15 protein-coding genes are annotated in these 15,299 nt (G+C 65.5%); 9 read left to right on the top strand and 6 right to left on the bottom strand.

Translation table 11 applies throughout. The features are described from left to right. Position 1 precedes the first annotated feature (1 nt). Positions 2–1,270, top strand: a complete 1,269-nt coding sequence (locus tag ABD791_RS15200; protein WP_345068250.1) for a multidrug effflux MFS transporter — start codon at positions 2–4, stop codon at positions 1,268–1,270. 344 nt (positions 1,271–1,614) lie between these two features. Here ABD791_RS15200 and ABD791_RS15195 read toward each other — a convergent pair whose 3' ends face one another. The 4 genes from ABD791_RS15195 to ABD791_RS15180 form a co-directional block, all read right to left on the bottom strand. Continuing rightward, the gene (locus ABD791_RS15195) at positions 1,615–2,373 is read right to left on the bottom strand and encodes a MerR family transcriptional regulator (RefSeq protein WP_345068248.1); all 759 of its coding nucleotides are present in this window, start codon (positions 2,371–2,373) and stop codon (positions 1,615–1,617) included. A 194-nt stretch (positions 2,374–2,567) separates the two neighbouring features. Then, the gene (locus ABD791_RS15190; protein ID WP_345068247.1) at positions 2,568–3,941 is read right to left on the bottom strand and encodes an NAD(P)(+) transhydrogenase (Re/Si-specific) subunit beta; all 1,374 of its coding nucleotides are present in this window, start codon (positions 3,939–3,941) and stop codon (positions 2,568–2,570) included. Further along, on the bottom strand, positions 3,938–4,249 hold the full coding sequence (locus tag ABD791_RS15185) for an NAD(P) transhydrogenase subunit alpha part 2 (RefSeq protein WP_345068245.1): 312 nt from the start codon (positions 4,247–4,249) through the stop codon (positions 3,938–3,940). Before ABD791_RS15185 ends, ABD791_RS15190 begins: the two co-directional genes overlap by 4 nt. After that, entirely contained in the window at positions 4,249–5,445 is a 1,197-nt protein-coding gene (locus tag ABD791_RS15180; RefSeq protein ID WP_345068243.1) for a Re/Si-specific NAD(P)(+) transhydrogenase subunit alpha, read from the bottom strand. Before ABD791_RS15180 ends, ABD791_RS15185 begins: the two co-directional genes overlap by 1 nt. Positions 5,446–5,695: 250 nt before the next feature. On the opposite strand from ABD791_RS15180, the gene ABD791_RS15175 reads away from it, so the two are divergent. From ABD791_RS15175 to ABD791_RS15140, 8 genes are all read left to right on the top strand, one after another. Continuing rightward, entirely contained in the window at positions 5,696–6,490 is a 795-nt protein-coding gene (locus ABD791_RS15175; protein WP_345068241.1) for a GntR family transcriptional regulator, read from the top strand. After that, on the top strand, positions 6,487–8,022 hold the full coding sequence (locus tag ABD791_RS15170; RefSeq protein WP_345068239.1) for an MmgE/PrpD family protein: 1,536 nt from the start codon (positions 6,487–6,489) through the stop codon (positions 8,020–8,022). Before ABD791_RS15175 ends, ABD791_RS15170 begins: the two co-directional genes overlap by 4 nt. Continuing rightward, complete coding sequence (gene prpB / locus ABD791_RS15165; protein WP_345068237.1) at positions 8,022–8,933, top strand: methylisocitrate lyase; 912 nt, start codon at positions 8,022–8,024, stop codon at positions 8,931–8,933. The genes ABD791_RS15170 and prpB overlap by 1 nt, the downstream gene beginning before the upstream one ends. Positions 8,934–8,959: 26 nt before the next feature. Beyond that, positions 8,960–10,081 (top strand): bifunctional 2-methylcitrate synthase/citrate synthase, encoded by a 1,122-nt coding sequence (locus tag ABD791_RS15160; RefSeq protein WP_345068235.1) that lies wholly within the window; start codon positions 8,960–8,962, stop codon positions 10,079–10,081. Positions 10,082–10,128: 47 nt separating this feature from the next. Next, positions 10,129–11,313: a thiolase family protein gene (locus ABD791_RS15155; RefSeq protein ID WP_345068233.1), complete on the top strand. Its 1,185-nt coding sequence runs from the start codon at positions 10,129–10,131 to the stop codon at positions 11,311–11,313. A 4-nt stretch (positions 11,314–11,317) separates the two neighbouring features. Further along, positions 11,318–12,229 (top strand): 3-hydroxyacyl-CoA dehydrogenase family protein, encoded by a 912-nt coding sequence (locus ABD791_RS15150; protein ID WP_345068231.1) that lies wholly within the window; start codon positions 11,318–11,320, stop codon positions 12,227–12,229. Between the two features lie 81 nt (positions 12,230–12,310). After that, complete coding sequence (locus tag ABD791_RS15145) at positions 12,311–13,387, top strand: MBL fold metallo-hydrolase (RefSeq protein WP_345068229.1); 1,077 nt, start codon at positions 12,311–12,313, stop codon at positions 13,385–13,387. 267 nt (positions 13,388–13,654) lie between these two features. After that, positions 13,655–13,963: a hypothetical protein gene (locus ABD791_RS15140; protein WP_345068228.1), complete on the top strand. Its 309-nt coding sequence runs from the start codon at positions 13,655–13,657 to the stop codon at positions 13,961–13,963. Between the two features lie 145 nt (positions 13,964–14,108). Here ABD791_RS15140 and istB read toward each other — a convergent pair whose 3' ends face one another. Together istB and ABD791_RS15130 are read right to left on the bottom strand one after the other, a co-directional pair. Beyond that, positions 14,109–14,834, bottom strand: coding sequence for an IS21-like element helper ATPase IstB (istB, locus tag ABD791_RS15135; protein ID WP_345068226.1), 726 nt, complete (start codon positions 14,832–14,834; stop codon positions 14,109–14,111). Continuing rightward, positions 14,831–15,223, bottom strand: coding sequence for a hypothetical protein (locus tag ABD791_RS15130; RefSeq protein ID WP_345068224.1), 393 nt, complete (start codon positions 15,221–15,223; stop codon positions 14,831–14,833). The genes istB and ABD791_RS15130 overlap by 4 nt, the downstream gene beginning before the upstream one ends. Positions 15,224–15,299 lie beyond the last annotated feature (76 nt).

Here is a 15,299-nt window from a genome sequence, read left to right as displayed (position 1 = left end):
AATGACCACCTCACAGGCCAGCGTCACAGCCGACGCCCGCCTCCCCCTCGTGCTTCTGATCACCCTCGGCGCCCTCACCGCTATCAGCACCCTTGGCACCGACATCTATCTCGCGGCAATGCCCACGATGGTCGACGACTTTCTGACAACGCCAGCATGGGTGCAGGCGACTCTCACGGCATACGTCATCGGCATGGCCGCCGGACAGCTCGTGCTCGGCACGCTCTCCGACTCCATCGGCCGCCGCAACCTCCTCATAATCGGCACTGCGGTATCGCTCATCGCGAGCGCACTCTCCGCGATCGCCCCGACGATCGAGCTCATGCTGCTGTTCAGACTCCTTGCGGGAATCGGTGCCTCGGCGGGTGTTGTCATCGGTCGAGCCGTCGTGTCCGACCTCACAGCCGGATCCGAGACGGCCCGCGTCTTCAGCATCCTCGGGCTCATCGGCGGAGTCGGACCGGTCATCGGCCCCGTCATCGGCGCAGTCATGCTCGAGTGGAGCGCCTGGCCCGTCATCTTCTGGACGCTCACGGCCCTGTGCGCCGCGACCCTCGTCGCGGTCTGCATCGGTGTCCCCGAGAGTTTGCCCATCGAACGCCGCACGAGTTCGGCTCCCGCACACGTGATGCGCAGCTTCGCCAGCGTTCTGCGCACCCGAAGCTTCGTTCTCGGCAGCGTCATGATGTGCCTCGGAGTCGGCGCAACATTCGCCTACATCTCAGCGTCGCCTTTCGCTGTGCAATCAATCCTCGGCTTCTCGCCGACCGGCTACACGATCGTCTTCGCCATCAATGGAATCGGCCTCACCCTCATGGGCGCGGTTGCAGCGAAGCTCTCCCGGCGCATAAGCATCGTAAAGCTCTGCCTCGTCGGCCTCGGCATACTCACCGCTGGCGGTCTCGCCCTTCTCTCGATCGCCCTCCTGCACGTCATCACACCGTTCACGCTCCTTCCCTCGCTTTTCCTTGCCTCGATCGGAATGGGCTTCGTCTTCGGCCCGGGCACGGCGCTCGTCATCACCGACGTTCGATTCGCCGCGGGCACGGCCCTTGCGTTGCTCGGCTGCGCCCAATATCTGATCGGCGGTATCGCGGCACCCCTCGCGGGCATCGCGGGCGAGTTCAGCATTCTGCCGCTCGCCATCATCGTGACCGTGGGTGGAGCGGGCGCGATCGTCGCCCTGCTCGCCATGCGGAACGGTGTCAGCGAGACCACGGCAGGCGTCACCGACGAGGTCGCGGCTCGGCCGCCCTCGGAAATCTCCTGACTCAGCCACGACGACGACGGATGGCGCTCGGGCGACGGGCGCGGACTCCGGTGCAGATTGCTTACGTGGGTGCTCGAGTCGGGACCGAGGTCACGGGACGGCTGTCGTCAGAAACCGCACGGGTCATCAGATACCGCACGATGTGTGCGGTGCCTGGTGACCGAACGCGAATCCTTGCGGCTTCTGGTGCGGGTGGCTGCGGCAGCTGGGGCCGGGTCGGTGCCTTGTTGGCGGGCGTTCATGAGGCGGATGCCGCCACGTTCCGCGCGTGCGCTCAAATCGTCGCCTGCGCAATCGCCGACGCGACGATTTGAGCGCACGCGTGGGCCGGAGAAGGTCTCACGCTAGAGGTTGCGCTCCGCGAAGACCTCCAGCGCATCGCGCACGAACTCCGCACCCGCGACGCCGCCATAGTTCGCCGCGAAGCGCTCGTCGGCGACATACATTTCGCCGAGCCCCACGAAGTACTCCTTCGCCGGGCCACCGGATGCGCCGCGCGGCGTGCCCGGGATGCCGCTCAGCCAGTCGAAATGCCGCTGGGCGAGCGCCTGGGCCTCGTCGCTGTCTGCGGGGATTCCGCTCTCTGCAGCGGTCTGCCAGTCACGCGCGAGCTGCTTCTGTTGCTGCTGCCAGGCCGACTTCTCGGCATCCGTCATGCCGCTCCACCAGGAATCACCGGCACGGTAGGCATCCGTGCCCCAGCGCTGTTCCACCTCCTCCTTGTACTGGGTGTGGTCGAAACCGTTGAACATGCTTTCAGCCATGAGCTGCCTTCCTTCTTCAAGATCGTCAAGTGTTCGTTCGACCGACCGAATTTGTTCGGCCAGCCGGTTTTGCTCCTGCTGCAACCAGGCCAGGTGTCCGCGCAGCGCCGGGCCGGCCGCCGATTCGCGGTCCAGCACCTCGCCGATGGCGGGGAGGCCGAGGCCCAGATCGCGCAGCAGCAGGATGCGCTGCAGTCGCAGGAGCGCGTGCTCGTCGTAGTAGCGGTAGCCGTTGCCGCCGATGCGGCTCGGCGGCAACAGGCCGAGTTCGCCGTAGTGCCGCAGGGCGCGACTCGTCGTGCCGGCCAGCCGTGCGATCTCTTGGATCGACCAGTCCATCGGGCATCCTTCCGGGCGGTGCAGTGAACGTCAGCAGCGCGGTGCGGCTGTGAGTTCCACGTTAGATCTTGACGCAGCGTCAATGTCAAGAGGCCAGTCCACGGTACGGATTGAGGCACGGTCGAACACTCCGCCCGGGCGCAGAAATGCCACGCTTCCGGAGAGAAGCGTGGCATTTTCGGCCGAACGGGTGGCTAGAGCGCCTTCACCGCCCCGAGTACCTTGCCGAGCGAGTCCTTCGCATCACCGAAGAGCAGCGTGGTCTTCGGATCGAACAACAGCTCGTTCTCGATGCCGGCGAAACCGGGCCGCATCGAGCGCTTGAGAAACACCACCTGGTTCGAGTGGCCGACCTCCAGAATCGGCATCCCGTAGATCGGCGAACCGGGCGAGGTCTTGGCAGCCGGGTTGACCACATCGTTGGCCCCGACGACCAGGGTGACATCGGTGTTCTTGAACTCGGGGTTGACCTCGGCCATTTCCTTGAGCGACTCGTAGGGAACGTTTGCCTCAGCCAGCAGCACGTTCATATGCCCTGGCATCCGGCCGGCCACCGGGTGAATGGCGAAGTCCACGCCGATGCCGCGGGCCTCGAGGGCGGTGGCCAACTCGGCAATGGTGTGCTGCCCCTGCGCGACGGCGAGTCCGTAGCCGGGCACAATCACCACGCGTTGAGCGTAGCCGAGCAATACCGCCACGTCCTCAGCGCTCGAGGAGCGCACCGGGCGATCGCTCTGCACCGTCGATCCGGCGGTCGAGCCGCCGCGGAACGCGCCGAACATGATGCCGCTCACGCCGCGACCCATCGCCGAGGCCATCGCCCGGGTGAGGATGGTACCGCTCGCCCCGACCAGAGTTCCGGCGACCACCAGGAGCACATTGCCCAGCACGAGACCGGATGCCGCGACCGCGAGTCCGGTGAAGGCGTTCAGTAGCGAGATGACGATCGGCACATCGGCACCGCCGACCGGCAGTACCAAGAGCAGTCCGGCGATCAGCCCCAGCACGAGCAGGGCGATCGCCCAGCCGGCCGAGCCGGTCGCGATGACGAAGCCACCGGCGACGAGCACGGCGATGACCGCCAGGCTCATGATCCACCGCATTCCGGGGAACACGACCGGGCGGGTGGTGATCAGTTCCTGCAGCTTGGCGACGGTCACGGCCGAGCCGGCGAACGAGACGGCACCGATCAGCATCGTGAAGACCACGGCGAGCCGAAACCAGGGATCGGTGTTGTGGCCGAGTTCGAGCACCGCCACGAGAGCGGCAGCGCCGCCACCGACTCCGTTGAAGAGCGCGACAAGCTGCGGCATCTGCGTCATCTGCACTCGCCGGGCGATCGGGGTGGCGATGGCCGACCCCACGGCAATTGCGACCAGGATCAGCGGGATATTCTCCAGCTTCACCGATAGAAAGACCGTGACCACGGCGATGAGGGCACCCGCGGCGCCGATCAGGTTGCCGCGACGCGCGGTGCGCGGCGAACTCAACCCCTTCAGCGCGAGGATGAAGCAGACGGCAGCCGCCAGGTAGAGCAGGGCGGTCCATTCAGACGACAGGATGCTCATGCGGCGTCCACCTTCGACTCGGGGCGGCGCGGTGCGCGACCGCGGAACATGTGCAGCATTCGATCGGTGACCACGAAGCCGCCGACCAGGTTCGCGGTCGCCAGCACCACAGCTAGCAGCGCGACAGCGAGAAGCCAGGGATCGCCGGCCTGACCGGCGACGATGATCGCGCCGATCAGGATGATGCCGTGGATCGCGTTGGCTCCGGACATCAACGGCGTGTGCAGGGTGCTCGACACCTTCGACACCACCTCGAAGCCCACGAAGACCGACAGCACGACGACCGTTAAGAGTGTGACGGGATCCATCAGCGAGCTCCTTCCAAAGCATTCAGCAACTCAATGGTCGGCGCATGTCGCACCACCCCGTCATGGGTCAAGCACGCGCCGGCGATCACGTCGTCGTCGAAGTCGAGGGTGAGTGCAGGGCCGGTGGCACCCCTGTCGGCACCGCCGTCAGCACTGTCGTCGGTGACCATCAGCGCGAGCAAATTGGCCACGTTCTTGGCATACAGACGCGAGGCATCCGTCGCCATCGAGGAGGCCGCATCCTTCATGCCGACCAACGTCACCGAGCCGTCGCCCGCTCGGGTCGCCACCGCGACATCGGCACCGGCAACGGCACCCTCGACGTTGCCGCCCGTTTCGGCGGCGAGGTCGATCACCACCGACCCGGCCTTCATCCCGGCCACCATCTCAGTCGTCACGAGCAGAGGGGCCGGACGGCCGGGGATGGCCGCCGTGGTGATCAGCACATCGGCTGCCGCCACATGCGGCGCGAGCAGTTCGCGCTGCAACGCGGCGCGGTCCTGCCCGAGTTCGCGCGCATAGCCGCCGGTACCTTCGGTCTGTGCATCAAGATCAAGGTGAACGAACGTTGCCCCCATCGAGGCGACTTCGTCGGCGGATGCCGGTCGCACGTCGTTCGCGCTGACACGGGCTCCCAGACGCTTGGCCGTGCCGATCGCTTGGAGCCCTGCGACGCCCGCGCCGAGCACCAGCACCCGTGCCGGCGGCACGGTGCCTGCCGCAGTCATATAGAGCGGAAAGAAACGAGGAAATCGGATCGCCGCTTCGATGACCGAGCGGTACCCCGCAACGAGCGCCTGCGAACTGAGGGCGTCCATCGACTGGGCGCGAGAAATGCGAGGAACGAGTTCGAGCGCGAACGCCGTCACATTGGCCTCGGCCAGGGCTAGCACGGTCGGCAGTTCCGCCGACGGCGAGGCCAGCCCGATGGTGATCGCACCACTGGGAAGCCGCGCCACGAAGTCAGGGGTGAGTGGCCGCACGTGCAGGAAAACATCGAGATCGTCTACCTCCAGCGTCGAAACGACGGTGGCGCCCGCCTGAGAATACGACGCGTCGGAATGACCCGCTTCGACACCGGCGCCCGCCTCGACGAGAACGTCACATCCCAAGGAAACGAGCTGTCCCACCGACTCCGGAGTTGCGGCAACCCGCCGTTCACCCGCCACGCGCTCGCGTGCTACCCCGGCCCTCACGCGCGCTCGGTTCTATTAACGGCTCGCTGTATGTACATCGGAATCTCCTTTGATTGGCTGTTCGTCGAACGCGCACCCGCAGCGCATGCTGCAAAACGTATTCCACGCCCACTGCCCAAAGATCGCTTCTGCATACATAAGAATTCCAATTCTTTAGAAAATGGGCAGAAAGCGGATAAATTCCGGCAAGCACGCCAGATTGGGTTACTCAATGTATACACAACCGACTCGCCCTTGATATGGTGAAGCCATGCGCGCTAGCGATATTGCCTACGAACGTCTGAGGGATGACATCATCCACTGGCGGCTCGAACCTGGCGCCCCTTTGGCTGAGATCGAGGTCTCTGCCCGCATCGGTGTCTCGCGCACGCCCGTCAGAGAAGCGCTCTCGCGCCTGATCAATGAGGGCCTGGTGTCGAATAACTCAGGGCGCACGGCAGTCGTCACGCCCGTCTCTCGCGCGCACATCGAGCAACTCTTCGAGCTGCGCGAAGCGCTGGAAACCCAAGCCGCGCGCCTCGCCGCCCGGCGCCGTGACTCCTCCTCATTCGAATCATTGAAAGAAGCGTTTCTGGCCACGACGGATGCGGCTGCTGCGACGAACAATGTCGGAACGGCCGCTGAATCCGGTGACAGCTCGGATGCGTCGTACCTGCTCGCTGACCGCCTCGATGCGGCCATCGATGAGGCGATGGACAACAGCTACTTGCGGAGCGCGCTGAAAGACATCCGCGGGCATCTCGCCCGAGCCAGGCGCCACGCTCACGCCAACCCGATTCGCCTCGAGCAGGCGCGCACCGAGCACCTGCTGATCATCGACGCGATTCTGCGCCGCGATGAAATGCTCGCCGGCCAGGCGACCGCTGTGCATCTGCGCAACAGTCTGGACAACATCCTGGCGACGATTCCGCCGCTGCCCGGCGGCTCTGCCCCCACGACGAGCACGACAAGCACTGCCTCCACCACAAACACTGAGACAAACACCGGCACGACCCCCGAGACGAACGCCGCGGCGAGCGCCTCCCCACGAAAGGACATCCCATGATCGAGCACCCCGTGCGCGTGTACCGCAGCGACGAGAACCTGGCCCGCGAAGACCAGCTCGCCTGGAAGATCGCCCAGGTCGCCGTCGACCCCGTCGAGGTTTCGGCGGAGGTCACCGACATGGTGATCAACCGTGTGATCGACAACGCCTCGGTCGCCGCCGCATCCCTCACCCGCAAGCCGGTGGTCTCGGCCCGCTCGCAGGCGCTGGCGCACGTGCGCTCGACCGGTGGCGAGGGCGCCAACGTGTTCGGTGAGGATGCCGCGGTGCGGGTCTCCCCCGAATGGGCCGCCTGGGCGAACGGCGTGGCCGTGCGCGAGCTCGACTATCACGACACTTTCTTGGCAGCCGAGTACTCCCACCCGGGTGACAACATCCCGCCGATCGTGGCCGTTGCCCAGCACGTGGCCGCCCAGCGCGGACTGACCGGGCGCGACCTCGTGCGCGGCATCGCCACCGGCTACGAGATCCAGGTCGACCTGGTCAAGGCGATCAGCCTGCACAAGCACAAGATCGACCACGTCGCGCACCTCGGCCCGAGCGCCGCTGCCGGCATCGGCACCCTGCTCGGCCTGCCGGCCGAGACGATCTTCCAGGCCGTCGGCCAGGCGCTGCACACCACGACGGCCACTCGTCAGTCGCGCAAGGGCGAGATCTCCTCCTGGAAGGCACACGCTCCGGCCTTTGCCGGCAAGATGGCCGTCGAGGCCGTCGACCGTGCGATGCGCGGCGAGACCAGCCCGACCCCGATCTATGAGGGTGAAGACGGCGTGATCGCCTGGCTGCTCGACGGGCCGAGCGCCGCCTACACCGTGCCGCTGCCCGCCGCAGGCGAGGCCAAGCGCGCCATTCTCGACACCTATACCAAGGAGCACTCGGCCGAGTACCAGGCGCAGGCCTGGATCGACCTGGCCCGCAAGCTCCACCAGGAGCACCCCGAGGTCACGAACCCCGACAACGTCGCCTCCGTCGTCATCCACACCAGCCACCACACGCACTACGTGATCGGCTCCGGCGCCAACGACCCGCAGAAGTACGACCCGACCGCCTCGCGTGAGACGCTCGACCACTCGATCCCGTACATCTTCACCGTTGCGCTGCAGGACGGCAGCTGGCACCACGTCGATTCCTACGCTCCCGAGCGCGCCGGGCGCTCCGACACCGTCGCCCTCTGGCAGAAGACCACCACGGTCGAGGATGCCGAATGGACGCGTCGTTATCACTCGCTCGACGTGAACGAGAAGGCGTTCGGCGGTCGCGTCGTAATCACCCTGACCGACGGCTCGACCATTGTCGACGAGATCGCCGTGGCGGATGCGCACCCGCTGGGCGCCCGACCGTTCGGTCGCGCGCAGTACATTGCGAAGTTCCGCACCCTCGCCGCCGATGTGCTCGCGGCCGCGGAGATCGAGCGCTTCCTCGACCTGGCCGAGCGCCTGCCCGAGCTGACCGCGGCCGAGATCGGCCAGCTCACCATCGTGGCGAAGCCGGGATTGCTGCAGGCTTTCACGCTGCCGAAGGGACTCTTCTAATGCTGTACTCGTCAGAAACGCCCGCCGCCAAGCGTGAAGCTTTGCGCGCCGGGCTCGCCAGCGGCACGATCCAGCGTTTTCCGGGGGCGTTCAACCCGCTCTCGGCGCGGCTGATCGAGGCCAAGGGCTTCGACGGCGTCTACATTTCGGGCGCCGTGCTCTCGGCCGACCTCGGCCTGCCCGACATCGGCCTGACCACGTTGACCGAGGTCGCCACCCGCGCCCAGCAGATCGCCCGGATGACGAACCTGCCGGCGATCGTCGACGCAGACACCGGTTTCGGTGAGCCGATGAATGTCGCGCGTACCATCCAGACGCTCGAGGATGCGGGACTCGCCGGAACCCACATCGAGGACCAGGTCAATCCGAAGCGGTGCGGGCACCTCGACGGCAAGCAGGTCGTCGACGAGGACACGGCGCTCAAGCGCATCCGGGCGGCCGTCGATGCCCGGCGCGACCCGAACTTCTTGATCATGGCGCGCACCGACATCCGTGCCACCGTGCCGGGTGACGGCGGCCTGGCGGCGGCGACCGACCGGGCCAAGAAGCTGGTCGATGCCGGCGCCGACGCGATCTTCCCCGAGGCGATGGCCACTTTGGCCGAGTTCGAGGCCGTGCGTGCCGCGGTCGACGTGCCGCTGCTGGCCAACATGACCGAGTTCGGCAAGAGCGCCCTGTTCACCGTCGACCAGCTGCAGAACATCGGCATCAACATGGTGATCTGGCCGGTCTCGCTGCTGCGGCTGGCGATGGGTTCGGCGGTTCGCGGTCTCGACGCGTTGAACGAGCACGGCACCCTTGAGCCGGTGCTCGGCGAGATGCAGCACCGCGCCGACCTCTACGAGCTGCTCGACTATGAGGCGTACAACCGCTTCGACACCTCTGTGTTCAACTTTCAGGTCTCGCGCTGAGCCTGCCCCACCGATAGGAACGAGCAATGACAGTGACGTCTGATATTCGCAAGGGACTGAACGGGGTAGTCGTCGACTACACCGCGATCTCCAAGGTCAATCCTGAAACCAACTCGCTGCTCTATCGCGGCTACCCGGTGCAGGAACTCGCCGCACAGTGCTCATTCGAGGAGGTCGCCTACCTGCTCTGGCACGGCGAGCTGCCGACGCCGGCCGAACGAGCCGCATTCGAGGCCAGCGAGCGTGCGCTTCGTGCGCTCAGCCCCGCCGTGCAGGCGGTCATCGACCTGACCCCGACCACGGCGCATCCGATGGATGTCGTGCGCACCGCGGTCAGCCTGATCGGTGCAAGCGACCCGGATGCCGAGAACGACACCCGTGAGGCGAACCTCGCCAAGTCGCTGCGCCTGTTCGCGCAGCTGCCGGCGATCGTCGCCTACGACCAGCGTCGTCGGCGCGGCCAGGAGCTGATCGCACCGCGCGACGACCTCGACTACTCGTCGAACTTCTTGTTCATGGCCTTCGGCGAGGTGCCGGCCCCGGCCGTCGTCGACGCGTTCCGGGTGTCAATGGTGCTCTATGCCGAGCACTCGTTCAACGCCTCGACCTTCACCGCCCGGGTGATTACCTCGACCCTCTCCGACCTGTACTCGGCCGTCACCGGCGCGATCGGGGCGCTCAAAGGGCCGCTGCACGGCGGCGCCAACGAGGCAGTCATGCACATCTTCAACGAGATCGGTGATGCGGCGGCTGCCGAGGGGTGGCTGGAAGGCGCCCTGACGGAGAAACGCAAGATCATGGGCTTCGGGCACCGCGTCTACAAGGACGGCGACTCCCGGGTGCCGACCATGAAGACCGCGCTCGACACCCTGATCGAGCACTACGATCGGCCAGCGCTGCTCTCGCTCTACACGACGCTCGAATTGGCGATGACCGAGCGCAAGGGCATCCTGCCGAACCTCGACTACCCGTCTGGACCGGCCTATCACCTGATGGGTTTCGACACCGCGGCGTTCACCCCGCTGTTCGTGGCGGCCCGCATCACCGGCTGGACCGCGCACATCATGGAGCAGCTGGAGTCGAACGCGCTGATCCGCCCACTGAGCGCCTACAACGGGCCGGACGAGCGGCACCTCGCCGCCGCTTGAATCTGACCCGCCGCCTGAATCTGACCCGCAACCAGAAGGAATCTCCCTTGGTAGAAGCACGGATCGTCATCGTCGACGGAGCCCGCACCCCGATCGGCCGCTACGGCGGCAGCCTGAAGTCGGTGCCGGCACACGAGCTCGGCGCGATCGCCGCCCGCGCGGCCCTCGCGCGCAGCGGCGTCGACGCCAGCGAGATCGACGAGGTGATCATGGGCTGCATCGGCCAGGTCGGGCCGGATGCCTACAACGCCCGTCGGGTGGCGATCGCCGCCGGCCTGCCGGTGCACACGCCCGCATTCACCGTGAACCGGCTCTGCGGCAGTGGGCTGCAGGCGATCTGGTCCGGCGCTCAGCAGCTGCGCTGGGGCGGTGCCGACGTTATTCTCGCCGGCGGCGACGAGTCCATGTCACGGATGCCGTTTCTGGATTTCAATGCCCGCGACAATGCCCGTCTCGGCGATCGAACGCTCGTCGACGGCACGCTGGCGATGTTGACCGACCCGTTCAGCGGCCAGCACATGGGCGTGACCGCCGAGAACGTGGCCGCGAAGTTCGGCATCTCTCGTGCCGATCAGGATGCCTTTGCGGCGGAAAGCCAGCGCCGCGCCGGCACGTCCGAGGCCTTGGCTGCCTTCGCGGAAGAGATCACCCCGGTCGAGGTCGGTGGCCGGAGACCGGTGACGGTTACGCTCGATGAGCATCCGCGCCCGGACACGACGGTCGAGAGCCTCGCTGTTCTGCGGCCGGCGTTCCGCGAGGGCGGCAGCGTCACGGCCGGCAACTCGTCGGGCATCAATGACGGTGCCGCGGCGGTCGTGCTGATGAAAGAGGAACGCGTGCGTGAGCGTGGCCTCGGTGGTCTCGCGACGCTTGAGTACGTCGCCACTGCGGCGCTTGAACCCGAACTCATGGGCTACGCGCCGACCCTTGCCCTGCAGAAGCTCTTCACGGCGACCGGACTGAGCCCGGCGGATATCGGCACGGTCGAGCTCAACGAGGCCTTTGCCTCTCAGGCCGTCGCCGTGATTCGTGACGCCGGCCTGGATTCCGAACGCACCAACCCGTATGGCGGGGCCATCGCGCTCGGCCACCCGGTCGGCGCGACCGGCGCCATCCTGCTGCTCCGGGCTGCGAAAGACCTGCAGCGCCGCGGCCTCGAGTACGGCGTCGTGACGATGTGCATCGGCGGCGGCCAGGCCCTCGCCGCACTGATCAAGCGGTTCGACGGATGACCCGGTGAGTGGAGCGGTCGTCAGTGAGACGGTCGACGTTGCTACCGTCGCGGCACGTACCGTCGCAATACGTACTGTCGCGATCGTCGGCAGCGGCGCGATGGGTCGCGGCATCGCCGAATCCTGTCTGCGCGGTGGACTCGCGGTCGTGCTCCACGACGCGAATCCGGCCGCACTCGAGACCGCGTGCACGACCATCGCGGCTTCCCTCCAGCGAGCGGTGGCGAAGGGGCAACTCACTGCCGACGCCGCATCCGCCGCCCTGGCGCAGCTGGTCCCCTCCGGGGATCTTGCGGGGATCGCCGCCGCCGAGCTCGTGATCGAAGCCGTTCCCGAACGATTGGACCTGAAGCTTCAGGTTCTGCAGAGCATCGAGTCCGTTGTCTCGGCCGACACGATCATCGCGACCAACACCTCGTCGATCCCCATCACCAGGCTGTCGGTGCCGTTCACCGATCCCTCCCGTTTTCTGGGCCTGCATTTCTTCAACCCGGCGTCGAAGATGCCTCTCGTCGAGGTGATTTCGACAATCGAAACGGATGTCGGAGTTCAGAACACGATCGAGGTCTTCGTTCGCGACCAGCTCGGCAAGACACCGCTCGTCATCACGGACCGCCCCGGTTTTGTCGTCAACGCCCTCCTCATTCCGTTCCTGCTGTCCGCAGCGAGAATGTTGGACAGCGGCTATGCGAGTGCCGAGACCATCGACGAGGGGATGACGCTCGGCTGCGGGCATCCGATGGGGCCGCTCCGATTGTCCGACCTGGTGGGTCTGGACGTTGTGTGCAGCGTCGCCGATGCTCTCTACTGCGAGACGAAGGATGCCGCGTTAATCGTGCCGAACAACCTCCGGCGCTTTCTGGAACGTGGCCATCTCGGGCAGAAGTCCGGGCGCGGATTTTACTCCTATATATAACTCCTATATATAAGGGTGCGCTTGTGAGGCACGCGCGAGGCGCTACGCCAGCCCAGCGAGAGACAAACTGAGAGGAACCCGGTGGCTCTACAGATAACCGGAACGGTACAGAAGCAAGCTTGGGTCGACAAGACTTTTCCTCCCATCGAGCAGGTCCGGCCGCTCGTCTGGTCAGTTCCGATTTCTATGCACCCGAGCCCGGTACGGTACACCCTCAGCTATCTGGTCCTCAACGAAATCGGCGAGTGCGTTGTCGTTGACCCGGGGCTAGACAGTGACGCGGGCTGGGAGCAACTCCTCGATGGCCTCGCGCGTGCGGGTTCATCCCTGGAAGCAGTCGTCGGGATCGTCGCGACGCACCTCCACGCTGATCACCTGGGCATGGTCTCCCGTCTCGCCGATATCACGGGAGCCTGGATCGGCATGCACCGGAACGAGGACGATGCTCTCGAACAACGTCTGTTCTCCAGCGATCCTCGGGCAATCGACCGCGCCTGGCTGGTGCGATGCGGAGTCCCCGCTGACGTTCTCGACTCGCTGCTTCCGCCCCCAGAAGAGACGGAATATTTCGCCCAGCTGGCGCGGCCGACTCAGTTCCTTGAGCACGATGCGTATCTCCCGTTGGCCGGGCGACGTATCCGCGTGGTAGAGACGCCGGGGCATACCCAGGGGCACATCTGTCTCGCCGACGAAGACAGTGAAGTCATTCTCACCGGCGATCACATCCTGCCGCGCATCTCGCCGCACGTGGGTCTCGGCGCACGCAGCGGGCACTGGAACGCCCTCGCCGCATACTACGAATCCCTCGTGCTCATGCACGACTGGGATGCGTTTGAGGTCTGCCCGGCCCACGAGTACCGTTTTCACGGCCTGCGCAACCGGGCGATTGCCCTTCAAATTCACCACAACGTACGAGCCCAAGAAATCATTGAGATTGTTACGACGCTTTCCGCGCTCTCCCTCTGGGAGATTGCCGAGCGGCTGACCTGGTCACGCGGCTGGGAGAGCCTCGACGGCCTGAACCTGCGCAGCGCCCTCTCCGAAACAGTTGCCCACGTTGAGCACCTCTCGGCCCAGGGCACGATCGTCTGGGGTGCGCCAGAGCAGCTGGCCGGCTCGCCGTGGATCGCCAGGCTCGGGGCGGATGTCACCAGCTAGGTCCAATGCCGTTCAGTTGAGGTATCTCCAGGTTGGTACGAGCCACTCCGGTCCTGCAATTTCCGGATCATCGAATGACATCTATTGGCTATCCATCTGACCGGACTAAGGCACACCAGGGATGATTGGCAGGTGGCCGGTCGAGGCTCGGCGGGTGGCCATGTCTGGCGGTTTTCGGTGTGGCGTCGACTGCAATGTCGCGATATCTGACGGGCACGTGGCCGACGCTGAATTCCAGAAGTCCGTAGAACAGCATTCCTCGGCTAAGTGAACTGCGCCGATTCACGCTTCACCCAGATTATCGAACTAGCCACACTCGCTGACGCCGGCGGACTGGAGATCATGATCCTCGGCGAGCACCATCGCCCCGATTTCAGTATGTCCGCTCCCGATCAGCTTGCCTTCGTTGCCGGAGGGGAAGTGGTGACCGCACCGAGCATCAACGCCATAACCTTGAACGGAGTCATGACCATTAGCAGGGATACCGCCACAGACCTCACCAACTTCGTGGACCAAACAACTCTTGAAACCAACGACCTCCAGCTGAGCGTCACCGCTGTGGACGCAGCCGACTGATCCATATCAACTTTGGGCATCCACCGGTAAAGTAGCTCCGCCTCACCCCGAACTCCCTAGGGTTGTCTCCTGTGAACATGGTGACGCCGGCCCAAACAGGGCCAATAGTTCCGTTTGAAAACAGGACCACTATTCGTGTCTTCTACTACGCCGTATCGGACGCGGTCTGGTGGCTTTTGAGCCGGTAGCTGGCGCCTTTGAGGCTGAGGACGTCGGCGTGGTGCACGATCCGGTCGATCATCGTGGACGCGACCGTGGGGTCGCCGAAGACTTCGCCCCAGAGTCCGAACGAGAGGCTGCTCGTCAGGATCAGCGACCCGTGTTCGTAGCGGCTCGCGACGAGTTGGAAGAACAAGTTCGCCGCGTCCTGATCGAACGGAATGTAGCCCACCTCGTCACAGATCAGGACGCTGTAGCGGCGCAGCTTGGTCAGCTCTGCGGCGAGCTTGCCGCGCGATTGAGCCTCTTGGAGCCGGGCGACCCACCCAGTCGCGGTGTCGAACAGGACCCGGTGGCCGTGCTTGGCGGCCTGGACGCCCAACGCGACGGCGAGGCCCGGAGGACTGAGGAGGACGACGTTCTTTGCCTCGGTCACGAACGTGCTCGTGCCCAGATGCGCGATCAGGTTCCGGTCGGCTGAGGGCTGGTGATCGAAGTTGAAGTCGTCCAAGGTTTTGTGACCGGGGAACCGAGCCGCTTTGATCCGCAATGCCGCGCGGGACACCTCCCGGGAGAGGACCGCCGCGAGGTACTCCTCATGGGACCAGCCGGCGTCGCGGGCCTGGTCGCCCAGGCACCGGAACGCGTCATTGATCCGCGGGGCGCGCAGCGCGCGGGCGTAGTACTCGATCTGAGACGCAGCCGCGCTCATGCGAGCCTCAGATCGCCGAGGCCGTGACCGGTATCGACGCCGAACAGGTCGTCGTAGGACGACAAACTGGCCGACTCGACGAAAACGACGCGGGCTTGGGGCCGTTGATCGCGGTGCAGCGTCTGGAACTGGCGTCGCAGCACAGCCGCTTGGGCGACGTGGTCGGGGTCGGTGATGGTCAGTCGCCTGGCCCACGCCCGGTCGTGTGAAGTGACGTTGATGCCACCGAGCACCTGACGATCACCACCGGGATCGGGAACATCTGGGCCGCCCCAGCTGTTGAGCTCGTCAAGCACCACTGCGCGGTCCCGCACCTCGGAGGGAACGTCTTGGGCATAGTCGAATCCTTTCACCAGAAAGAAGACGGCACGAAACCCTGGACGGTTCACCGCACCCGCAAACTCCTACTGGCCAGTTTCTCGACTCCGTCGGGTTGCCTCCGGGGTCGAGAACCTTCGTCACCAA

It is taken from the genome of Glaciibacter kafniensis (assembly GCF_039538945.1).
GTDB lineage: Bacteria > Actinomycetota > Actinomycetes > Actinomycetales > Microbacteriaceae > Cryobacterium > Cryobacterium kafniensis.
Note: the sequence above shows the minus strand (reverse complement) of the source record. Positions and strands in the feature narration are given on the sequence as shown.